The sequence below is a fragment of the Methanomicrobium sp. W14 genome, from assembly GCF_017875315.1.
GTDB lineage: Archaea > Halobacteriota > Methanomicrobia > Methanomicrobiales > Methanomicrobiaceae > Methanomicrobium.
The window spans coordinates 139,568-162,262 of the sequence record NZ_JAGGMM010000003.1 but is presented as its reverse complement, the minus strand read 5'-3'; the positions used below and the strand labels follow the sequence as shown (position 1 = coordinate 162,262).

At 48.6% G+C, this 22,695-nt stretch carries 21 protein-coding genes and 1 pseudogene; 9 read left to right on the top strand and 13 right to left on the bottom strand.

What is annotated here, in order from left to right; translation table 11 throughout:
* Nucleotides 1-42: 42 nt before the first annotated feature.
* From J2128_RS10065 to fhcD, 13 genes are all read right to left on the bottom strand, one after another.
* Entirely contained in the window at nt 43-891 is an 849-nt protein-coding gene (locus J2128_RS10065) for a deoxyribonuclease IV (protein WP_245323608.1), read from the bottom strand.
* A 17-nt stretch (nt 892-908) separates the two neighbouring features.
* Nucleotides 909-1,622 (bottom strand): epoxyqueuosine reductase, encoded by a 714-nt coding sequence (locus J2128_RS10060; RefSeq protein ID WP_209691187.1) that lies wholly within the window; start codon nt 1,620-1,622, stop codon nt 909-911.
* A 60-nt stretch (nt 1,623-1,682) separates the two neighbouring features.
* The gene (locus J2128_RS10055; protein WP_209691185.1) at nt 1,683-3,083 is read right to left on the bottom strand and encodes an aldehyde dehydrogenase; all 1,401 of its coding nucleotides are present in this window, start codon (nt 3,081-3,083) and stop codon (nt 1,683-1,685) included.
* A gap of 56 nt (nt 3,084-3,139) precedes the next feature.
* Entirely contained in the window at nt 3,140-4,141 is a 1,002-nt protein-coding gene (locus J2128_RS10050; RefSeq protein ID WP_209691183.1) for an isocitrate/isopropylmalate dehydrogenase family protein, read from the bottom strand.
* A 6-nt stretch (nt 4,142-4,147) separates the two neighbouring features.
* Nucleotides 4,148-4,978, bottom strand: coding sequence for a hypothetical protein (locus J2128_RS10045; RefSeq protein ID WP_209691180.1), 831 nt, complete (start codon nt 4,976-4,978; stop codon nt 4,148-4,150).
* Nucleotides 4,975-5,451: a 3-isopropylmalate dehydratase gene (locus J2128_RS10040; RefSeq protein WP_209691178.1), complete on the bottom strand. Its 477-nt coding sequence runs from the start codon at nt 5,449-5,451 to the stop codon at nt 4,975-4,977. The genes J2128_RS10045 and J2128_RS10040 overlap by 4 nt, the downstream gene beginning before the upstream one ends.
* Nucleotides 5,448-6,674 carry an aconitase/3-isopropylmalate dehydratase large subunit family protein gene (locus J2128_RS10035; protein WP_209691706.1) on the bottom strand — a complete coding sequence of 409 codons (1,227 nt, stop codon included), beginning with the start codon at nt 6,672-6,674 and terminating at the stop codon, nt 5,448-5,450. The genes J2128_RS10040 and J2128_RS10035 overlap by 4 nt, the downstream gene beginning before the upstream one ends.
* Nucleotides 6,675-6,679: 5 nt before the next feature.
* A complete protein-coding gene (locus J2128_RS10030) occupies nt 6,680-7,816 on the bottom strand; it encodes a homocitrate synthase family protein (RefSeq protein ID WP_209691176.1) in 1,137 nt (378 codons plus the stop codon).
* The gene (locus J2128_RS10025) at nt 7,797-9,044 is read right to left on the bottom strand and encodes a thiamine pyrophosphate-dependent enzyme (protein WP_209691174.1); all 1,248 of its coding nucleotides are present in this window, start codon (nt 9,042-9,044) and stop codon (nt 7,797-7,799) included. The genes J2128_RS10030 and J2128_RS10025 overlap by 20 nt, the downstream gene beginning before the upstream one ends.
* Nucleotides 9,044-10,078, bottom strand: a complete 1,035-nt coding sequence (locus J2128_RS10020; RefSeq protein WP_209691172.1) for a radical SAM protein — start codon at nt 10,076-10,078, stop codon at nt 9,044-9,046. The genes J2128_RS10025 and J2128_RS10020 overlap by 1 nt, the downstream gene beginning before the upstream one ends.
* Nucleotides 10,075-10,968, bottom strand: coding sequence for a methanogenesis marker protein 11 (mmp11, locus tag J2128_RS10015; protein WP_209691705.1), 894 nt, complete (start codon nt 10,966-10,968; stop codon nt 10,075-10,077). The genes J2128_RS10020 and mmp11 overlap by 4 nt, the downstream gene beginning before the upstream one ends.
* 37 nt (nt 10,969-11,005) lie before the next feature.
* The gene (locus tag J2128_RS10010; protein WP_209691170.1) at nt 11,006-11,959 is read right to left on the bottom strand and encodes a tRNA(Ile2) 2-agmatinylcytidine synthetase; all 954 of its coding nucleotides are present in this window, start codon (nt 11,957-11,959) and stop codon (nt 11,006-11,008) included.
* 165 nt (nt 11,960-12,124) lie between these two features.
* Nucleotides 12,125-13,012: a formylmethanofuran--tetrahydromethanopterin N-formyltransferase gene (gene fhcD / locus J2128_RS10005; RefSeq protein WP_209691168.1), complete on the bottom strand. Its 888-nt coding sequence runs from the start codon at nt 13,010-13,012 to the stop codon at nt 12,125-12,127.
* Nucleotides 13,013-13,645: 633 nt separating this feature from the next.
* Here fhcD and J2128_RS12740 point away from each other — a divergent pair.
* From J2128_RS12740 to J2128_RS09960, 9 genes and pseudogenes are all read left to right on the top strand, one after another.
* Nucleotides 13,646-13,885, top strand: a pseudogene (locus J2128_RS12740) (4Fe-4S binding protein); the annotation flags it as partial.
* A 207-nt stretch (nt 13,886-14,092) separates the two neighbouring features.
* Nucleotides 14,093-15,262, top strand: a complete 1,170-nt coding sequence (locus J2128_RS09995) for a 4Fe-4S binding protein (RefSeq protein ID WP_209691166.1) — start codon at nt 14,093-14,095, stop codon at nt 15,260-15,262.
* A 16-nt stretch (nt 15,263-15,278) separates the two neighbouring features.
* Complete coding sequence (hdrC, locus tag J2128_RS09990; protein WP_209691164.1) at nt 15,279-15,857, top strand: CoB--CoM heterodisulfide reductase subunit C; 579 nt, start codon at nt 15,279-15,281, stop codon at nt 15,855-15,857.
* A gap of 8 nt (nt 15,858-15,865) precedes the next feature.
* Nucleotides 15,866-16,771 carry a CoB--CoM heterodisulfide reductase subunit B gene (gene hdrB / locus J2128_RS09985; RefSeq protein WP_209691162.1) on the top strand — a complete coding sequence of 302 codons (906 nt, stop codon included), beginning with the start codon at nt 15,866-15,868 and terminating at the stop codon, nt 16,769-16,771.
* Between the two features lie 12 nt (nt 16,772-16,783).
* Complete coding sequence (locus tag J2128_RS09980; RefSeq protein ID WP_209691160.1) at nt 16,784-18,814, top strand: CoB--CoM heterodisulfide reductase iron-sulfur subunit A family protein; 2,031 nt, start codon at nt 16,784-16,786, stop codon at nt 18,812-18,814.
* On the top strand, nt 18,815-19,231 hold the full coding sequence (locus J2128_RS09975; RefSeq protein ID WP_209691158.1) for a hydrogenase iron-sulfur subunit: 417 nt from the start codon (nt 18,815-18,817) through the stop codon (nt 19,229-19,231).
* A 7-nt stretch (nt 19,232-19,238) separates the two neighbouring features.
* Entirely contained in the window at nt 19,239-19,652 is a 414-nt protein-coding gene (locus J2128_RS09970; RefSeq protein WP_209691137.1) for a molybdopterin dinucleotide binding domain-containing protein, read from the top strand.
* Nucleotides 19,653-20,987: a formylmethanofuran dehydrogenase subunit B gene (locus J2128_RS09965; RefSeq protein ID WP_209691135.1), complete on the top strand. Its 1,335-nt coding sequence runs from the start codon at nt 19,653-19,655 to the stop codon at nt 20,985-20,987.
* Nucleotides 20,984-22,693: a formylmethanofuran dehydrogenase subunit A gene (locus tag J2128_RS09960; RefSeq protein WP_209691133.1), complete on the top strand. Its 1,710-nt coding sequence runs from the start codon at nt 20,984-20,986 to the stop codon at nt 22,691-22,693. The genes J2128_RS09965 and J2128_RS09960 overlap by 4 nt, the downstream gene beginning before the upstream one ends.
* The last annotated feature ends 2 nt before the right edge of the window (nt 22,694-22,695 follow it).

The window sequence follows — 22,695 nt, the reverse complement described above, 5'->3', positions numbered from 1 at the left end:
CATAATGTAGATGCTCATACTGCAAATCCCTTAAAAAGTCCTTTATTCGTCAAAGAGTTCTCTTGCATGTGATACGTTTTCAATGTCCCCCCGTTTTTTGTCAACGGGTGTTTCAAGGATAAACGCAAGTTCTCTTAACTTCGGGTGGTTTACTACTCTTTTTAAGCCTTCGTCGCCTATTTTTCCAAGCCCTATATGCTCGTGTCTGTCCAGCCTGCTGTTGCACTCGCCTTTTGCGTCGTTTAAGTGGACAACTTTGAGCCTGTCAAGACCTATACAGGTGTCGTATCCTGAAATGGTTTCATTAAAGCCTTTTTCTGTAGACAGGTCGTAGCCTGCGGCAAAGGCATGGCATGTGTCAAAGCATGTTCCAATCCTCTTTGTTTTTCCGGCAGTGTCCAGTATTTCACCAATATCCTCTAAAGTTCCGCCGATGGAGTTTTTTGTCCCTGCTGTGTTTTCAAGAAGAATCATGACGTCGCTTTTCACGGATTCCACCGCACCTGAAAGGGCTTCCACGGTTCTCTGGACACCTTCATCCCTTCCTTTTCCAAGGTGACTCCCGAGGTGCGTTACAAGGTACGGGACTTTGAGAAGACTGCACCTTTCAATCTCTCTTATCAGTACATCGCATGATTTTTTGTAGAGATCGGGCTTCGGGGTCGCAAGGTTAGGAAGGTAGGGCATATGTGCGACGACTGGTGAAATGTGCGAGTTTTCAAGTTTTCCGGTAAAATCACCTACATCTTTTTCGGAAATATCTTTTGCATTCCACCCGCGTGGGTTTCCGGTGAATATCTGGAATGTCGTGCAGCCTATGTTTTCGGCCCTTTCCACAGATTTTTCAAGAGATCCTGCTATCGATACATGACATCCTACTTTAAAAATCATTTTACCCCGACGAAATTTCAGATAATTTCTTCTCTTTTAATATATTTTTTTGTCCATGGGCATGCAGCTATGCATAAGCCGCATACGGGGTGCTCCGAACCTGCTGCACCGCCTTTATTCCTGCTGTATTCAAAACAAAGTCCGGCGTTCCAGAACTCGTCCCTGTAAAGTTCCGGTGACCACTCTTTTCCCGATACAGCGCCTGCCGGGCAGATGTCCATGCACTCCGTGCACCTGCCACAGTATGACTTTGATACCGGTTCTGCGAAGGGAAGGGGTGCATTCGTGAAGACGGTCGTAATCCTGAGAGCAGAACCAAACTTTTTTGTTATGAGAAGTGCACATTTCCCAATCCATCCGAGTCCTGATGCTGTCGCCGCTGTTTTGTGCGGGAATTCCGCATAGAGGACTTTAGGGTCGTCTACCTGTTTTGTAGGCGGAATGAATGAGGCATCATACCCGTTTTCCTTTAAAAATTCTGCAATAATTTCCGATGACCTGTAAAGCCTTTTGTTGACTGACGCATATTCGGCGACGTATCTGTCGTCAGGACCCTTTTCAAGGTTTTTCACGATTTCCGGGTTCAGGGATATTCCGATTGATATACCGTTTTTAAGGTTGGGAAAGGGGAGAGGTGAGACCTTGGAGAGGTCGCAGTAACCGAATATATCAACGTCTTTTTTTGTAAGAAGGTCCGAGAGGCCTTCTGAAATATCGCTGTCTGGTTTCATACTATCGCCTGTTTATATCTTTTCAGCCATTATCATGTTTGTCAGCATAAATTGTGAAAATTACGGAGAAATAATTACTGTCTTTTCACGCATGTACCTGTCAAGTGCGGACAGTCCGTTCTCTCTTCCGGTCCCGCTTGCCTTTTCGCCGCCGAACGGGACTTCGGGAGGGATTTTGAGGTGTTTGTTTACCCAGACAATTCCGGCGTCGACACTGTCGGAGAAGGAATACGCGTTTTTCAGGCTTTTTGTCCATACAGATGCACCAAGCCCGAATTTTGTTTTATTTGCATATTCAACGGCTTCGTCCATCCCGCCGACTACAACAACAGGGAGTACAGGCCCGAATATCTCTTCGTTTAAGAGGTTGCTCTTTTCGTAGGGATTTTTTATAATCGTCGGCTCAAAGAAGTTTCCTGATTCAAACTCCGCTCCCGTTAATCTGTTTCCGCCCGAAAGGATTTCATCTCCTCCTCTTTTAGATTCGTCAATTATTCTTTCTATATCAGAAAGCCCTTTTTGGCTGTTCATGGGCCCCATTCTGACTCCCTTTAAATGGCCGTTTCCAACACGTATGGCAGCTGTTTTTGTCTTTAGCTTCTCAATGAATTCATCCGCTATATCCTCGAACAAAAAAAGTCTTTTAACTGCTGTACAGGTCTGGCCGCAGTTGTAAAAACGCCCTGATGCAGCACCTGAAACGGCCATGTCAATGTCAGCGTCGCTGCATACGACCATCGGGTCGCTTCCCCCTAGTTCAAGGGTGAGCCTCTTTTTAGTCCCGCAGGACTTCTTTTCAATCTCATCTCCGGTCCTGACGGAGCCCGTAAACGAAAGGGCTGAAATCTTTCTGTTTTCTGCAACGGCTCTTCCTGTTGTCTCCCCTCTTCCGGTGACAATTTCAAGGACACCTTCAGGAAGTCCGGCTTTCTTCATTATTTTAGAAATTTCGATTGCAGTAAGGGGTGTTTTCCCGGAAGGTTTCAGGACAAGCGAGTTTCCTGCGGCAAGAGCGGGACCCACTTTCCAGGCCATAATCAGGACCGGCATATTCCAGGGGATTATCGCGCCGCAGACCCCCAAAGGCTCTTTTTTTGTAAAGGCGTAGCCGTAGTCCGACTTTGGAAACGCGTCTCCCGCAACTGTTCCCGATATGGAGGCGTAGTATTCGAGGACATTTGCAAATCCCTGCACTTCGTTTTTTGCTTCAGGCAGAATTTTTCCCTGCTCGGATGTAAGAAGCTCTGAAAGTCTTCCCTGCTCTTCTCTTACAAGTTCTGCGGCCCGAAACAAAACAACGCTTCTAAAACGTACACTTTTTTCGGACCACTCAAAAAATCCTCCCTCGGCCCTGTCGACAGCACCGCTGACATCTTCTGTAGTGTATTCAGGGACACTTCCGACAGTCTCTCCTGTTGCAGGATTTATGACATCCAGGTACCTTTTTTCGCCTTCAGTCATCTTTTCGGTTCACCTTTATTGTTTATTTCATTATATTTTTTCATTAAACGGTCTTTTCAGCGGTTATATGGTTTAATGCTGTCGGATGAAATCTTTTCTTTTATACATTCGTAAATTTTGTCTGCAAACTGCCGGGTATTTGCGTTTCCGCCGAGGTCAGGCGTACATACCCCTGAAATGATGACTTTTTTTATGCACTTTTCTGTTATCAAAGCCTCTTTTTTCATCCCGAAATGTTCAAGCATCATTGCAGCACTCCTGATTGTCGCAACGGGGTTTGCAACCCCTTTTCCTGCAATATCAGGAGCGCTCCCGTGGACCGGCTCAAACAAAGCGTATTTCTCACCGATGTTTGCACTGGGAAGCATGCCGAGACCTCCCGTAAGATACCCGCAGGCATCACTTAAAATATCCCCAAACATATTCGTCGTGACTATAACGCCGTAGTTTTCAGGGTGCATGAGAACATCAAGCGTCAATGCATCGATATACGCTGTTCTGTACGGGACTGAAAGTGATTCTGCAACGTTTATGCAGGTGTCCCTGAATAGAACGTCGGATTTGAGTACATTGGCCTTGTTTCCTATGACAAGGGGTTTTTTGTCTCCCCTTTCAGCGAAAATAGTGCATGCCGCCTTTGCAATCCTTTCGCTCCCATTCCTCGTGATAACTCTCAGGGTTGTTGCCCTCTCTGCGACTGCCTCTTCGATTCCCGAATAGAGCCCTTCGGTGTTTTCCCTTACAATCATTATGTCAAACGAATCTCCAATGACCGGGCGGAGGTTTGCGTAGAGGTCAAGTTCATGCCTGACCGTTAAAAGAACGCTTCTGTAATTTTGGTTAGGGGGTGTTGTGACTGCACCGAAAAGTATTGCGTCCGATGATTTGAGAAGGCCGATATCCTCATCACTGCATGAACACCCGGTATCCTTCCATTTGTCATAACCCAGTGAAACGTCAAAATAGTCGGCGTCAGGCAGGAACAGCTCAAGGACTTTTGCCGCCTCCGGTATAACCTCGTGTCCTATCCCGTCGCCTTCACATACTGCAATCTTCATGATACTTTATTTCCCACAACCTTCCCTGCAAAGCCTGCAAAGTTCAAATACGGCGTCTGCTATCGTCTTCGGTGATGCACCCCAGTGGACGACGTAACCGGTTCCGTTTTCATCAGTCTTCGGCCCACACCTTTCGATGCGGCAGCACCTGGCTATATACGGACTTTTTTTCTCTTCCAGGGCCCTGTCCGCGGGGCAGATGTTTTCTATATCAAACTCTTTGCCACTGTAGCACTCCGAAAGAAACTGCCGGGCCGTAAGGCAGCCTGCAATCCTTTCCCCGCCGGAAAGCCTGTCCTCGTCAAGCGTTATGCCGAATCCGGATGCCCTGCACGGGTAGACATCGGCGTTGGCGTCATGGATATCGCGGATAAGGTGGACGAATTCCACTTCAAGCTCCCCGAAAAGACCCGTATTTTCAAGTTTTTTGATGGTCTTTGAAAGGTTGGGCCACGGGGGCTGTGCATCATATACGTAAATTTTCAGGAGCAAGTCAGGGCCGGGGTCGGCGACAAAGTTCATGTGCTCGTCAAATCCCTTGAAAATAGTGCACCTCTTTTTTGTTCTGTCGAAAACATCCTTTGAGAGCCGGATGAGGTTTGCCCTGTCCTGGAGAATTACCGGTTTTTCGTAGAAATATGTTTCTGAGTCGTCTGCAACTGTCTTTACCGACCTGATTTTCCTTAAAAGACCTGTTCCTTCCTCGGTCTCTATTTCAAGCACCTCATACCCTGATTCCGTCTTTTTAACAAGGTACCTGCTCAGAAAATAGACGAGGTCCCCGAAAGGTTTTTGGTCGGCAAAACCGACCTCCTTGCACTGGAGAGGAAAGATCATTTCTGTTTTTCCCCCAGATATTCCGCAAGTCCTCCTGCGTTTAGAATGTCGTTCATTCTTTTGGAAAGCGGTTTTGCCCCATAAAAGACGCCGTTTACCTCTGCACAGGGGACACCTGTGTCAAGAGTTACGAAATCACCGTCTTTGCAGTTCCTGACTTCTGTTTCAAATACATAAAGCCCGAGATTGACGCAGTTCCTGAAAAAAATTCTTGCAAATGACGGTGAAACTATGGCAACGACGCCTGCCTCTTTTAAGGCCGCCGCCGCCTGTTCACGCGAAGAACCGCACCCGACGTTTTTTCCTGCTATGATTACAGAGCCTTTTAGTTTTCCTGCAATCGTTTTGTCATAGTCCTCGAAAGCATGCTCAGCCCAGACCGACCTGTCCTTTGTCCTGAGGTAGCGTCCTGCTATTATCATGTCGGTGTCGACGTCTTCGCCTATTACAACGGCGTGGCCGGAAAGCTTCATGATATATCCTCCGGTGAAGTTATCTCGCCTTTAAGGGCGCTTGCGGCAGCTGTCGAGGGTGAACACAGGAAATATTCTGCGCCCACTCCCATCCTGTTCCTGAAGTTTCTGTTTGCCGTGGAAAGTCCTACCTCTCCTTCACCGAGGACGCCCATATGTGCACCAAGGCATGGTCCGCACCCCGGGGGGCAGACCGTGCATCCCGCTTTAACAATGTCTTCTATAAGTCCGCCGGAGAGCGCTTTTAATAGGACGTTTCTTGAAGCGGGGACTACGATTGTCCTGACACTGACCTTTTTTCCTTTGACGATTCCGGCAAACCTTCTGAGGTCTTCATACCTGCCGTTTGTGCATGTCCCTACAAAAACCTCGTCAAGATTTGTTCCGGAATATTTTGTTACCGGAACGGCGTTGTCGACCCTGTCCGGAACCGCGAGGAGGGGTTCGATGCCTGACAGGTCAATTTCCACCGAGGACTCGTATGTACAGTCCTGTTTTGCCTGGCGGCCAGCCTCTTTTCCGAACCCCGAGAGGTATTCCTGCGTTTTTTTATCCGAATAGAAAAGTCCCGCCTTGGCCCCGGTCTCGACCGCCATATTTGAAAGCGTGAGCCTTCCTTCGACAGGCATGTTTTCTGCACCTTCTCCGGTGAACTCAAGGGCCTTGTAGGTCCCCCCGTCCATGCCGAGTTTTTTTACGTATAAGAGGGCTGCGTCTTTAGGGTCGGAAAAGCCTCCCAGTTCGCCTGAAAGGTTTATTTCTATCGTCTCTGGGACCTTAAACCAGGTTTCTCCTGTCGCCCATATGCCTGCCATGTCGGTCGCACCTACTCCTGTGGCAAACGCCCCGAGGGCGCCCATAGTGCATGAATGCGAGTCTGCACCGACGACGATTTCTCCGGGAAGGCATAAGCCTTCGCTCATTACCTGGTGGCATATCCCGCACCCGACGTCATAAAACGAAAAGCCCTCGCTGCAGGAGAAGTCCCTGAGTTCATGCTGGAGATTTGCGGCTGTTGTGTTGTTTGCAGGTGCGATGTGGTCATAGATTATGGAAATCATGCCAGGGTCTTTTATTTTTTGGTTTTTGAAGCCTTTCAGCGCGATTAAAGCCTGTATGCCGGTGCCGTCGTGCGCAAAAGCCCTGTCAACCTTTTTGTCGACATATTCACCTGCAGGCGCCCCGAGAATTCTCTCCGAAAGGGTAGAGTTTTCAGCCGTTATTCCAATCAGTCCTCCTTTTTATGCATAAGTTCAGCCTGCTGTATTACGGACATAAGGACTTCTTTGGTTATGCTGCATTTCCCCTCGCTGATGGTCTTTACCCTGTTCAGAACCCACATAACCTCGTCGGGTGAAAAGTCGTATCCCAGTGACAGGAGGACGTGTTCAAGGCCTTTTCTTCCGGTATGCTTTCCGAGGACGAATTTCTGTTCTCCGCCGACCATTTCCGGCGGGAAATATTCGTATGTGTTTCTGTCTTCGAGAAGTGCCGCTATGTGAATTCCGCTTTCATGCGAAAATGCATTTCTCCCGACTACCGCCTTTGTTTTTGAAACTTTGACTCCTGAGTATTTCTCGACGGTTTTCGAGAGTTCGGTGAGGCCTGAAAGGTTGTACCTGTCAACGCCTCCTTTCATCCTGAGTGCGACCAAAACCTCCTCAAGGCTTGCGTTTCCGGCACGCTCGCCTATTGCGTTGACTGTCGTATGCAGCTGAAAGGCACCTGCCTGGGCCGCAACGAAGGTGTTTGCCGATGCAAAGCCCATATCATTGTGGCAGTGGACGCAGAGGGGATTTTTCAGGTCTTTTTTCAGATCCTTTACTGTATTGTACATCTCGAGGGGTGTCATGCATCCCACGGTGTCTGCAAAGCTGCTGTAGGCGGCACCTCTTTCAGCACCTTTGCTGTACATCTCCTTTAGGAATTCTATATCTGTCCTTGACGCCTCTTCTGCCGAAAAGCGGACCTTTATACCATGGTCGTTTGCGTAGTCTATCATATCAAGCGCAAGGTCAAGCATCTCCTCGCGGGTCTTTTTGTATTTGATTTTTATATGGAGATCCGATGTCGCAAAAAAAATGCTTACGAGGTCGACTCCGCAGTCAATCGCCGCATCAAGGTCGGATTTTACGCACCTTGACAGGCAGCATGTCTTTGCGCAAAGGCCCATTTCAACGATTGACCTTACAGTTTTCTTCTCGTTTTCGGAGACACTCGGAAAACCGGCCTCTATGACCTCCACTCCGACGGCGTCAAGCTTCTGTGCGATATCCTTTTTTTCGTCGCATGCGAATGTAACGCCGGGCGTCTGTTCGCCGTCCCTTAGCGTGACATCGCATATCTCAACATTTAACGGTTTCATGTTCTTCACCTTCCGGGCAGGTCCCCTCGACAACGACTACTTTGAGTGAATCTGGAATCTCCATAAGGTTCTCTTTAAGTGCATCTTTTGAGGACGCATCAATTGTCACGGGGTTTAAAAAACTGATATAAGGCGTTATGTCAGGGCAGACCTGCCCCCCGGTCATCGCCATCCTGCGGTTCTTCAGGACTATGCACAAAAGAGAGTTCCCTTTTTCGCGTATATCTATTAGAGAGTTAATCCCCGAGTGCAGGAGTGCAAAGTCCCCCGTAACTGCAATTTTTGTGCTCTTTGCCGCGACAGCAGGCGCGGACCCGAGGCCGTAGTTTGCAACCCCAAACCCGTATGGAGGATTTTTTGACAGAAGAGAGCACCCGGTGTCGCAGATTGCTGTTACCCCGGCACCTGTCAGGACTTCAAAAAGAGTTTTATAAGGGCAGTTTTTGCAGAGTGTCTTAAACCCGCCCCGTGCTTCGTATGTTTCAGGGCTGAGTGTTTTTTTCGGTCCGCATGAATTTTCGTGTTCGTGTGGAAAATTTCTGCTTATTTGGTAAAGTCCTTCTTTCCGGGAAATTTTCTCTCCGGTGATTTTGCCGCCCGCCGTCTGGGGCGGCCATGCGAGCGGGTAGTCAGACTGTTCAAACATCTCAGCTGTTATGTTGTCGGCGTTCTCGCACCTGCCTTTCATCGTAAGGTCGGGAGGTGCGGGATTTCCGTAGCGGTATTCCCCTGGAGAATTTTTTTTCACGCAGTTGCAGCCTTCAATGCAGCTTTCAAGGACGTCCTGCGTCATTCTTATAAGGCAGACCCTTGAAAACCTTTCCGAGACCTGCATTGCAGTCCAGACTGACGAGGGTACATCTTCAGGCCCGGGTTCCAAGAGCGGGACTTTCGCAGCCTCTGCAAAATACCTTGAGTTCTGCCTGTTCTGTGACCCTTTTGCCTCTGTGTCGTCTCCTGCGATTAGAACAACTCCTCCTCTGAGTCCCTGTGTCACCGACTGTACAAGAGGGTCGCACAGGGCGTTCATCCCGGCGTTTTTGACTATGACAACGGATCTCAGACCTGAAAGGGAGTCGCCGAGGGCATACTCGAGGGCGGTTTTTTCATTGATTACATATTCACTGCGGCACATCTCCGCAAGTTCTGTTACAGGATAGCCCGGTACGCAGTAGCAGGTGTCCGCCCCTTTAATCACGGCCTCTGCAAGAACCGCGGAGGTCTTCATTATAAATCCCTTCCCGGAACAAGGTCGCACCCTGTGCATTTTGTGCACATCGTGTGTGCCTTTGTCGTGTCAAGGCCGTATTTTTCAAGCTCATTTTTGAGAAATTCCGAGGTCTGTCTGATTCTCTCTTCAGAGGGGCGCCTGTAGCCTGATAGTTCTCCTGAAGGCGTAAGAGGTCTTATGACCGGGATAACGCCTTCCATGCACAGACCTGATATGCACTCCTTCATTTCCACATCGGTTTCACCGAGACCTAAGATGACGTTTGAAAAGACCCTGTTCTTTCCGAATAACCTGACGGACTCTGACAGTGCCTTCTTTATTGCATCTCTGTCGGTCCCTTTGCAGATCTCGCGAAACAGTCTGTCGGTTGCGGTTTCGAGGTTGAACTTGACCTCGCGTACTCCTGCGTCATGAAGTCTTGCGGGAGTGTCGGGGGCCGGGTATATTGAAACACCAATAGGGAGGCCAAATTTATCCAGTCTTTTTAAAATCTCTATAATCTGCTCTTCGTCCTCTTCAGGGCTTTCTGCGACCCCGCTTGTTATAGATATGCATTCTATCCAATCTTTTACCGAACCGACCATTTCTTCGATTTCACCGGCGGTTTTGACTCTCATATCCTGTTTAGGGACTGCACAGAACCTGCACCCGAATATGCACCCTTCGCTTACCGTGATATATGCCTGCTTAGGGCAGTGCCACGCCGCAGGCTCAAGAAATCCTGTTATTGTGCGCCCGTTTACGTGCATTTCCGCATTCTTCCCGAAGTTTTTAATCTCAACAGGGCTTTTGTCGTCCAATGAAAGCCTGACTCTTGTACAGCCGTCAGAAAAAAAGACTGACCCCCTTTTTCCTGCGCCAGGACCTGCGTGTGACTCTGCGTTTTTTTCTGGTTCTTCTCCGGTAATCCTTGCAGTCCCGTTTGACAACAGGTATGCCTTGACCTCTTTAAGGGTGGTCGTCTCCGGCAGGTCATGTTTTTCCCGGGATGCCGGGTGGCAGTTCTTCGGGCTGCAGGAAGGGCTGTTCATATCGTCAGGGCCTCATCGTAGTTCGTGTAAAACGGTATCGAGGCGGCGGCCCCTATTATGCCCTGACCTTCCATTCTTATCTCAAGGAATTTCCTGATTTTGTCAAAACTTTCCTTTTTCACTTCCCCTTTCTTGACTGAACATGCGTACTCGGAAAGAGGCGACGGGTCGAATCCTATATATGCGCAGAGACCTGTGCTGTCTGAAAGTGTGTATTTCCTGACGTAATCTTCAAACCTGTCGATAAGCCTCTCCGGCTCTGTTGTTGCGAACTCGCATGCGACTGCAACACAGTTTTTAGTCCTGTAGGGGACCGGGAAGAGCTGGGTTATGGTGTGGGAGAGATATCTTGAGTTTTCGTCTTCGACTGCCTTTGATATATTGTGTGCAAGAGTCCATGTTGCACCATTTTCCGGTGTGTCAGTGTCGTCAAGTCCTATTATGACCCTTGTGTATTTCGGAAGCCAGATTGTTGAGCCTGCAATCTTTCCTCCCCCGCAGGGGTCGGTCCTGTGCCTGAGAACACCACCGGCAGAAGACCTGCATACGCTTGCGCCTACGCCTCCACCGCCCATTCCAAGATATGTGACTGATATCTCCTCGTCTTCTACCTTTGCTCCGCAGATGCCTGCGGGAAAGTATGACCCTTTAAGGTCAAGGCTGACAATTCCGGCGTCAAGCATAAACCTCTGGGTATTCCCGACGATTTTTGAAGACTTTACAAGAGGGCTTTTGACGTAGTGCTGTCTGACCCACATGGCGCCGCCTATGCAGTCGAATCTTTCGATAAGCTCTATTCTTTTTTTGTCTTCGGATGCGACCGCAAGGATTTCCGGGTATATTACGGAGTAAGGATTTCCGGGGAGAAAAGGCTCATTATATGCCGACATGCCCCTTTCCCCTGCACCTTTTTCCACGATGTCCGCTTCAGAGATGCTCACCATAAAGACCTGCCGCCTCTATATTTCTGTTGGCCCACAAAACGGCGCCAAGAGCACCTATTCTTCCCTTTCCGCAAGCAGAATCTATGTACTCTATACCGAGCCTTTCCGCCTCCCTTTCGCATTCCTCCTGCGTCAGGATTTCGGTTTTGATCTTTTCAAGGTATGGCGATTCGGGAACTGAAAGCCCCCTTAAAACGGCGATACCGGTGCTGTTGCTTACAGCCCTTTCTTCAATGTAATCCCTGACGAAATCAAGAAGCTCTTTCTCCTTTTCGGGAAGGACCGCAAAGTTGAGAGCTGAACCTACGCAGTTTGTGGTCTTGTTCGGGACTTTAGGGTTGAGCTGGATAAGTCTCATGTTAAGGTATTCGACACCTTCAATGCTGCACGCTTCGGCGCATTTTGATGCAAGGACCCAGGTGGCACCGGACTCCTTTGTATCAGTGTCGTCAATTCCTATAGAGACCCTGACATATTTGGGAGAGACAATGCTAGTCCTGCAAGTCCTCGCACCGCCTGCATTCAGGTCGTCATCTGTGGGGTATTCTGTTTTGATGACGCCTGGCGCCTGTGGGAGGCACACCGCAATCCCCACGCCTGCTCCTGCAATTCCGGCCCACTTTGTTGTTACAAGGTTTCTGCTGACTGTTACACCTTCAAGTGCCTGTCCTCCTATATGCTCTCCTGCGGCACCGAAGTTTATGGGGTATGTCCCAAGTTTTGCCGAAATAGTCATTGAAGCGCCTTCAACGCTTATTGACTCAACTGCGCCGCCTGCTCTTTTGCGGTTCATGACGTCCCATTCTATTGCCCCCCTGTGACGACAGTTTTCAATAATTTCAGCTTTTCCTGCCTTTTCATCAACTATAACAAGAAACTTTTTGCAGAACATCTGCCCGTATTTTTCCCTTACTTCGGAAGGTGTAAGCGTAACCATGTTAAGTTTGTCACCGAAAATTTCGTTAACAGAATTTTCGGCGGCATATTATATAATCTGTTTGATTGCATTCGGGGCAGAAATAAGATGCCCGGCAGGAAATATCTCGGTTAAAAACATGCCGGAAAAGTTTTCCGAACAGATTTAACATGCAAAAAAGGTGGTTTATTCTTTGAGGATCTCGTGGAGGTCGAACCTGAACGGTCCGAGGTTTCCTCCGAAGTTTCCTGCAGAGATAAGCTTTACTCCCGGAACAAGTGTAGCAGCCTCGATTCCGGCTTTTGTAGCTTCCCTGATTGAATCCTCGTCGACACCGTCGATTACTATTTCATAGACTGCACTGACGCCCTCGGGGACCTTGGAGTCCTCTACCTTGTCGCGGATTGTCGGGCAGTATTTCTCGTTTGTTGTTGCGGCCATGAACTTGTACTTCTTTGAGCCGACCTTTGAACCTGATGCAACGACAGGGAATGAACACATGCACCCCTCTACTTCATATATTGCGTCGATTGCCGCATCTGCCGCCATTAAGGCCGCAGGCTGGTTCTCGCCCATGATGAAGAAGTTTCCGCCTGCGACACCTTTTACAATGCCGAAGTTCTCTTCACCGATGTACTCACCGTTCATGATGGGAATCGCCCAGCACTTTCTGCCGCCGACTTCCTTTTCGTATTCGTATCCGTCGCCGAAGAAGTGGAGCTTTACGTCAATTCTCTCTTCAGCTTCAGGCATCCCGTCAAATACTGCTGCTGTGGGCTGGGTAAGAACGCATTCAGCAAGGCGTTCCACGACCTGTGCCTTTAATTTCTTTTTGCCTCCTGCAAAGAAGAGTACGGCAACTCCGGGTCTTTTGTCGGGTGTCTCGGTTGCCGAGACGAACATCTCTATTCCTGCCTCGCACGGGCAGCCGATTGCAGATGTTGCAAAGCCTGTAGCCTCTGTTGCCGCCTGGTAAGCCCACTTTTCGTTTATTGCGGTTATTATAACCCTGCATGCCCAGTTCGGGAATGCTTCTGCGTATTCGTTTTCGATTGTAACGCCATTCAATTCCATAGAATAACCTCATATCAGGATGAAAATTGCAGCCTGATTTTTATCAAACATTGAATAATACAATTAATGTTTATTCAAAGTTTTCTAACAGTCTTATTTCATTCTTGTAAGGTAAAATATTATTTCTTTGATATCATTGCCTGCAGTATGAAAATCACAGGGTTGTAAAACACACAAATAATATATGGGGCACGGGGGCACCGGCGTGCCGGTAAGGTTTAAGCAAAATGCGTGTGGAGAAATCTGAAAAAAAGTGCATAATGTTAATTTAATCTATTTTGTCAATTAAAAATGACTTTCCGCGTCAGTCTGCGCTGTTTGTAATGTCTCTATATGTCCGGTATTTCGGGCATTAAAAAGTGTATATAGCTTATTTAAGGGTTTGTTCTTCCAAAAAATTAATTCAATGCCGTTTAACGCGGATATAATGCTTTCTGTTTGATTCTTTTGACGCAGCCCTTATATTGCGGGATATCAAATTATAAGCATTAACAAAGCTTATTTGTCAAATATATATCTATAAATTTCCTTTTTTTTTTCATTTAAAAGGTTGCACAACTTCAGAACCTTTATCTATTTTTTTTTCCAACTTTTAGCGATCGATTAACGATCGATATAGCGGTGCGTGATATAATGGCATTTGCAGTTCATGTAAACATGACTAATTGTACTGGTTGTAACAATTGTGTGGTTGCATGCCCGGTTGATGCACTGGAACTCAACACTGTAGATCCTGTAACAACAGACAAGATCTACGTTGTCATTAATGGAAAGGCTACAATCCTTGACATTAATCATGAGCTCTGTGCAGGATGCGGTGTTTGCATTGAGGCATGTCCATACGATGTTATAACCCTGAAGGGTCGCTGGGAACAGCTTCGAAACGAAGACAGGTTTACCCACCCCCTGATGGAAGGACTCGAGGACGTAAGGGACTACAAAGAGGAATGCGAAGCTCTTGCCGAGAGGCAGGCGAAGCTTAAGAAATTCCCGGAGTTCTGGGAGCTCAGAAAAGAGTTTTCAAAGTCCCGTACAGAGGAACAAAAAGCATAAGATATTGATTTAGGAGTGCTGAAATTAATGAAATCGCTTTTTCCAAAATACTCCAAGAGGCAGGAGGGCTGCTTCACCATAATGGAGCAGAAGCTTCTGAAACAGGTGAACAACCTTATTCTGGATAATTCACGCTGCACGGGCTGCGGGATATGCGCAGATTCCTGCCCTGAAGAGGCCATAAGTGTAGGCCCTGTAGGAGCATTCCGCAGGGGTGCTATAGAATACGGCTCAGCAGTTCAGGTGGACGAGGAGAAGTGCTCATACTGTGGTGTATGTACAGTAATGTGCCCGTTCAATGCAATGAAGCTTGAAATTGACGGAGAGCCGTCTCTTCCGATAGTAGAAAAGGAAGGTTTCCCTGTTTATGACAAGCTTGCCGAGATTGACCAGGAGAAATGCGTTCAGTGTACAAAGTGCGAGAACGTGTGCCCGCGTGAGGCAATTGTACGTGAAGTCCCTGTCTTTGAGGGGACTGACAGGTGCGGTCTGAAGAAGGCTGAGGCTCTCAGGTCCGAGAATGAATTCGTATACAACGAAGACAAGTGCACGTTCTGCGGACTGTGCGGTGAAATCTGTGCGGCAATTGATGTAACAAGAAAGCCAATCAGCGCCGAGACCGGAGAAGTCACAGGTGAGGTCAAGTGGAACCCGAAGCTCTGCGACGGATGTCTTCTCTGCGCCGAAATCTGCCCGTCCGAGGCTATTGAAGTCAAGAAAGGAAAGATAAGCAAGAGGAAGAAAAACAAAGGCAAGGTACACATCGACAAGGAAGAGTGCTGCACCTGCCGGTGGTGTGCAATAAGCTGTCCGACGCAGGCAATTACCGTTGAAAAGCTCTTCGAAGGAGAGATTGAGTTCCACGCGGAGAAGTGCCCCGGAGGATGTTCGACATGTGTTGAAGTCTGTCCGGCAAACGCAATCTATGTACCCACACCAAAATCCCCGGCCGATATGCACGGTGAGATTGAGCCTAATATTGCAGTCAACAAGGAATTCTGCATCCTCTGTGGTGCATGCGTTAACGCCTGCCCGGGTGAGGACATTATTGTTCTTAAGCGTACAGGCCTTCGCATGAAAGGCAAGGAGGATTCTGCTCTCTTCAAGTCCGTAAAGGAAAAGCTTCTGACTTCCAGAACATCCAAGGTCAGGGAATCAAAGGACGAATTTGGTGAGGTAGAGGTAAAGGCCCTCTGAGTGATGAGGTATTTACATGGCAACTGAGAAAAACTACAACAACCCGGAGCTTGAGGAAAAACTTAAGGACCGGAATTATTACACTGTTGACTCCAAGAAAGACTTCAGCAAGGAAGTTGAGGAGATCAGCGGAACAATTTCGCATATGTGTTTCCAGTGCGGCACCTGCACGGGTTCATGCCCGTCTGCGCCGCGCAGTTCATACCGCATACGCATTTTCATGAGAAGAGCAGTCCTCGGTCTTGAGGAGGAGGCCTTAACAGACCCTGATCTCTGGCTGTGCACAACATGCTATTCCTGCTCTGACCGTTGCCCGCGTGACATCTTCCCGACTGACGTCATTATGGCAATGAGAAATCTTGCGTTCAGAAAAGGCATAGTTCCGCGCAATTTCCTTAAAACCGTTCAGCTTATCTATTCAACGGGACACGGTGTGCCCAACAACGACGTAAACCGTGCGGCACGTGAGAAGCTCGGTCTTCCAAGAGACCCGCCGACAACGCACTCGTATCCCGAGTATATGGATGGAATAAGAAAGATTATCGACCATTTCCATTTAAAAGAGGAAGCTGACCGCATTCTTTCGGAGGAGTGAGTATATAAATGGCTAATAAGATGGAACACTCATATGCATTTTTCCTTGGCTGTATTGCTCCAAACCGCTACCCCGGTTGTGAGGCGGCTGCAATCAGGACCAGTGAGAAGGTAGGAATTGAGCTTCTTCCCCTGAAGGGAGCAAGCTGCTGTCCGGCACCGGGTGCATTCGGGGCAATAGATATGAATGTCTGGTATGCAATGGCGGCGAGAAACCTCTGCCTTGCAGAAGAGATGAAAAAGGACATAACCCTGATATGCAACGGCTGCTACAAGTCAATCTGGGAAGTAAACCACAAATTAAAGCACAACGACGAGCTTCGTGACAAAGTAAACGAAGTCCTCTCGGAAATTGACATGGAGTACAAGGGTACAATCGATGTCTGGCACCTGGCTGAACTTTATTACGACGAGAAGATCTGCGGTGTAAAAAAGATAGCCGACAGCGTGACAAGGCCTCTTACAGGCACAAAGATTGCAGTCCACTACGGGTGTCACCTGATGAAGCCGCAGAAGGACCGCCACTTTGGAGACACCGAAAACCCTATGTGGATAGACGAACTTGTTGGTGCACTCGGAGCAGAACCTGTCCAGTACCGCAACAAAATGCAGTGCTGCGGAGCGGGCGGCGGTGTGCGTGGATACGATCTAATCCACTCGCTTGATATTACAAACGAGAAGCTCATCAATCTCCGTGAAGCCGGTGCGGATGCACTGACTGAAGTCTGTCCTTTCTGTCAGCTTCAGTATGACCGTGGTCAGGTAGAAATTAAGGAAAACTTCGGACAGGAGTACAACCTGCCGGTTCTTCACTACAATGAACTCCTGGGACTTGCGCAGGGTATGACGCCTGAAGAGCTTGCACTTGATCTGCATGCAATAGACTGCAAGCCGTTTTTGGAGAAGATTCTTTAAGGAGGTTAAAATATGGCAGAAAATCAGAAACCGAGGATTGGCGTATTTATTTGCCACTGCGGTACGAACATTGCAGGTTCACTGTCAATTGACGATGTTGTGGAATATGCAAAAACCCTCCCTGATGTGGTTGTTGCAGATCATTACCAGTACATGTGCTCCACGCCCGGTCAGACCAAGATAGAGGACGCAATAAAGGAATATAACCTGACAGGGGTTGTCGTTGCGGCATGTTCACCGCGTCTTCACGAGCCCACATTCAGGACTGCGACCGAAGAGGGAGGCTTAAACAAGTTCCGCTTCGAGATGGCAAACATACGTGACCAGAACTCATGGGTGCACATGCACGACTGGGAAGGTGCAACAGAAAAGGCAAAGGACCAGGTAAGGATAGCCGTTGCAAAGGCAAGACTCCTTGAAGACCTTCAGCCAAAGAGTGTGCCGGTAGAGCATGCAGCAATGGTCGTCGGCGGAGGTGTCGGTGGTATTCAGGCTTCCCTTGACCTTGCAAACGCAGGAATCAAGACATACCTTGTCGAGCAGCTTCCGACAATCGGCGGAAGGATGTCCCAACTTGATAAAACTTTCCCGACGCTTGACTGTTCGCAGTGTATCCTGACACCAAAGATGGTGGACGCAGGCCGTCACCCGAACATTATACTCAAGACATACACAGAAGTCGAAACCGTGGAGGGCTACATCGGAAACTTTGAGATAACCCTCAGGAGGAAGGCACGCGGAACAAGAGACGCGAAAGAGATGAAGGCGGCAAAAATTGAAGGTTCAGGCTGCAACGGCTGTGGTGACTGTGCCTCAGTCTGTCCTGTCATAAAGCCAAATCCGTTTGAATTCGGAATGGCCCCGAGAAAGGCTATCTACATCTACCACCCCCAGGTTATGCCTCTTCAGTACACAATTGACTTTAACGCCTGTGTAAAGTGCGGACTGTGCAAAGAGATCTGCGGACCTGAGAAGAACGCAATTGACCTTGACATGGTCGACGAGCTTGAGAAGGTAAAAGTCGGATGTGTAATTCTTGCAACAGGATATGACCTTATCCCAATCGAAAACAAGGTCGAATGGGGATACAAGAGATACGAAAATGTCATCACCGGTCTTGAGTTTGAGCGTTTAATCTGTGCATCCGGACCAACCGGAGGTCACCTTATACGCCCGTCTGACGGTGTTACGCCGATGAAAGTCGGATTCGTTCTCTGTGCAGGATCAAGAGACAACACAGGCGGAGTTGCAAAACCCTACTGTTCAAGGTTCTGCTGCATGTATTCGCTTAAGCATGCACACCAGGTAATGGAGAAGATCCCGGGCTGCCAGCCATACATCTTCTACATGGATATCCGTTCTTTCGGTAAAATGTACGAGGAGTTCTACTACCGTATCCAGAACGAAGGCGCCAAGTTCATACGCGGACGTGTCGCAGCGCTACAGGAGGACCCGGTTACAAAGAACGTCTACGTAAAAGCGGAGGACACCCTTCTCGGAAGGCCGGTTTCAGTTGAATGTGACCTTGTAGTCCTTGCAGCTGCAATTCAGCCGAAACCTGATGCAGAGCATATACGCCAGATGTTTGGTATTTCAAAGTCTCAGGACGGATGGTACCTTGAAGCCCACCCAAAGCTGAACCCGTGCGGAACAACAACAGCAGGTATCTTCCTTGCAGGTGTCTGCCAGGGCCCGAAGGATATTCCTGACACAGTAGCACAGGCAGAAGGAGCGGCATCCGCGGCAAGCATTCCTATACACCAGGGAGAAGTTCAGCTTGAGCCTTATTTCGCCCAGTGTGTGGAAGACCTTTGTGCAGGCTGCGGAATGTGTGTTCCCCAGTGTCCGTACGGTGCACTCTCGTTAATCCAGAAAGAAGACGGCAGGCAGGTAATGACTGTAACAGAAGCAAAATGCAAAGGCTGCGGTACGTGCGGAGGTTTCTGCCCAGGCGGTGCTATTCGCATGCAGCACTTTACAAGTCCGCAGATATGCGCCCAGATAGATTCATTCCTCCTTGGCGGACTTGGAGGTGAACAGTAAATGGCAGAAGGAAACTGGAAACCAAAAATTATTGCAATCATCTGCAACTGGTGTTCATATGCAGGAGCAGATCTTGCGGGAGGTTCACGTATTCAGTACCCGCCTGATGTACGTGCAATACGCGTAATGTGTACAGGACGTGTAGACCCGCTTTTTATAATGAAAGCATTCCAGGACGGTGCAGACGGAGTTCTTGTATCCGGATGCCACTTCGGTGACTGCCACTATCTTGAAGGGAACTACAAATGCGCAAAGCGTATGTTCCTTGTTAAAAACGTCCTCAAAAATATCGGAGTCAACGATAAAAGGCTCAGGATGACCTTTGTATCCGCATCAGAAGGTGCAAAATGGGGTATGGTCATGGAAGACGTAGTCAAGACAGTAAAGGAACTGGGTCCAAGCCCGCTGAACAGGTGATATGACAATGGCAGATAAAATTTTGTTGAACATGATTACCCAGCGCTCCATTGAGGAAGGTATCGCAATGGAGATTGGAAAGCCTTCACCCGAATATTTCGATGCCTGTGCGCTCATTGAGATGAACGAGGATGATATCAAGGAGCTTGGTATCACCCCGAACACCAATGTAAAGGTCACAAGCGAAAGCGGTGAAGTAGTAGTTAAAGCGATTGTAGCCCGCCAGTCGTGTTACAGGGGTCTGTGCCATATACGCCAGAGTGTATGGGCAAACCAGGTAGTCCCCCCCAGAACACAGTCAACAGGCGAGCCGCAGTACAGCGGTTTTCCGGTAATTGTTGAACCGGCTCCAAATGAACGCATCAAATCAGCACTCGAGTGTGTCCAGGGAGCAGTCGGCCTTTGGAAAGGTGATGAGTAAATGCCGAAAGTAATCAAAAACGTAGGATGTCCATACTGTGGTACATGCTGTGATGATGTGGAAGTCACAGTGTCCGATGACGGCAAGAGAGTTCTTGAAGTAAAGAACGTCTGTGCAATCGGAACCCAGATATTCATGCACGGTGGCGACCATGAAGGCCGTATAAAACTCCCGCGTATGCGCCAGCCTGACGGCTCAATGAAGGATGTCAGCTTTGAAGAAGCTATTGACTATACAGCGAAAGTCCTCCTTAAGGCAAAAAAACCCCTTATGTACGGCTTTGGTTCAACCAACTGTGAAGGCCATGCGGCGGCTGCACGTGTTATGGAGAGGTCAGGAGGCTGCCTCGACAACTGTGCATCAATCTGTCACGGAAGTTCATTCCTGGCAATATTTGACAACGGCTACCCGTCATGCACACTCGGAGAGGTCAAGAACCGTGCAGATGTGGTAGTGTTCTGGGGTTCAAACCCTGCGCATGCACACCCGCGCCACATGTCAAGGTATTCTATCTTCCCGCGTGGATTCTTCACCGGTAAAGGCCACAACTCGAGGACGGTCATTGTAATCGACCCGAGGTATACAGACACGGCACGTGTTGCAGACCATTACCTCCAGGTGAGGCAGGGGCACGACTACGAACTGTTCGATGCATTCCGTATGGTCTGCCACGGTCACGAGGATGATATTCCTGATGTCGTTGCAAACATCCCGAAGGAGAAGATCCTTGAAGTTGCAGAAATCATTAAAAATGCACGCTACTGCAATTTCTTCTACGGGATGGGCCTGTGCCACTCCGACGGCCGAAACCACAACATCGATATCGCAATCTCTCTTACCCGTGACTTAAACGAGTTCACAAAGTGTACAATCATGGCTATGCGTGGCCACTACAACATTACAGGTCCCGGAGCGGTCTGGTCGTGGCAGTTCGGATTCCCTTACTGTCTTGACTTAACAAAGAAGACCATGGTTCATATGAATCCGGGTGAGACAAGCTCTGTAGACCTTGCGATGCGCGACGAGGTTGACGCATTCATAAACATCGGTACAGACGCAGGTGCACACTTCCCGATTCCGGCAGTACAGCACCTGAAGAAGCATCCTTTCATTACAGTCGATCCCCACATTAACATGGCAAGTGAAATATCGGACCTTCACGTCCCGGTAAAAATATGCGGTGTAGATGACGGAGGTATCGTTTATCGTATGGACAACGTTCCTATACAGTACAGAAAGGTGGTAGACGCTCCCGAAGGTGTTCCCTCAGATGAGGAATTCCTCGATGCAGTATACAATCGCATGGTAGAACTTGAAGGGGATGGATTCCTATGAGTGAGTACATCATCAAAAACGGGTTTGTATTTGACCCTCTTTTGGGCATCAAAGGTGAAAAAAAGGACATAGGTGTCAAGGACGGAAAAATTGTAGATGCATCTGAAGTCAAAAAAGGAAAAGTGATTGATGCATCCGGTAAGACCGTCATGGCCGGTGGTGTTGATATACACACGCACTGTGTCGGGCCAAAGGTCAACATCGGCCGCCTGATGCGTCCTGAGGACAAGCTTTTCAGAAGCCGCGTAAAAGAAGGCAATACAAGGGTTCAGATGGGATTTGCAGTACCGAGCACATTCGCAACAGGATACGAATATGCACGTATGGGGTATGTATATGCAAACGAAGCTGCAATGCCGCCTCTTGACTCCCCGCATATTCACGAGGAAATCCGTGATACGCCTATCATAGATATCTCAGCCATGCCTGTTCTCGGAAACAACTGGTTCCAGCTTGAATACCTGAAGAACAAGGAATTTGACAATAATGCCGCATATACTGCCTGGCTTTTGAACGCAACCAAGGGATTCGGTATAAAGTGCGTGAACCCCGGCGGAAGTGAGGCCTGGGGCTGGGGTATGAACTGTACAACAATTCATGACCCTGTTCCATACTTTGACATAACACCTGCAGAGATTATAAAGGGCCAGATGCAGACAAATGAGGAGCTTGGCCTTCCGCATTCCCTGCATATTCACCCGAACAACATCGGAAATCCAGGCAACTACGAGACGACACTTGATACGTTAAAGCTTGCAGAGGGCGTAAAGACCAACAACAAGTTCGGCCGTGACCAGGTCCTTCATAACACCCATCTCCAGTTCCACTCCTACGACGGAACAGGCTGGGGTGACTTCTGCTCGGCATCACAGCAGGTTATGGACTACGTGAACAAGCAGAAAAACATCTCGTTTGATCTTGGGTGCGTTACGTTTGACGAAACTACTACGATGACCGCAGACGGCCCGTTCGAGTATCACCTTCAGATGCTTAACCACCTTAAGTGGGCAAACAGCGATGTGGAGCTTGAGACGTCTTCAGGTATTGTACCTTACGTATACGACCCGAAGATCAAGGTCTGCGACATCCAGTGGGCTATCGGTCTTGAGCTTGCACTTCTTGCAAAGGATCACATGAGATGCCACCTGACGACAGACCACCCGAATGCGGGCCCGTTCTTCCGCTACCCGCGTATCATAAAGTGGCTCATGTCAAAGAAATCACGTGACAGTCTTCTGCACTCGTTCAAGTGGGCTGACAAGGTTATCGATGCAACGATTCTCGAGTCTCTGGACCGCGAGCTGAATCTCTACGAGATAGCACAGATGACACGTGCCGGAACGGCAAAGTGTCTCGGTATTTCGGACATGTACGGTTCACTCAGGGAAGGTACAAACGCAAACATTGCTATATACAACATCAACCCGGAGGATATGCCGTCTGATCCCGAGCTTATCGAGAAGGCATTCGCTGAAACCGCATACACCATTAAGGACGGTGTCATCGTTGTTGAGAACGGTAAAGTTGTTGCAACTACACCTAACTACACGGTCTGGACCCACGTCAGGGTACCTGACAATCCAATCGTTGACCACGACATTCGCGAGAAATTTGCCAAGTACTACACGGTAGGCCTTGAGAATTACATGGTGTTTGATGAACACGTCCACAACCCACGCGCTATTGAGGTTGATACTACAGCATGAGG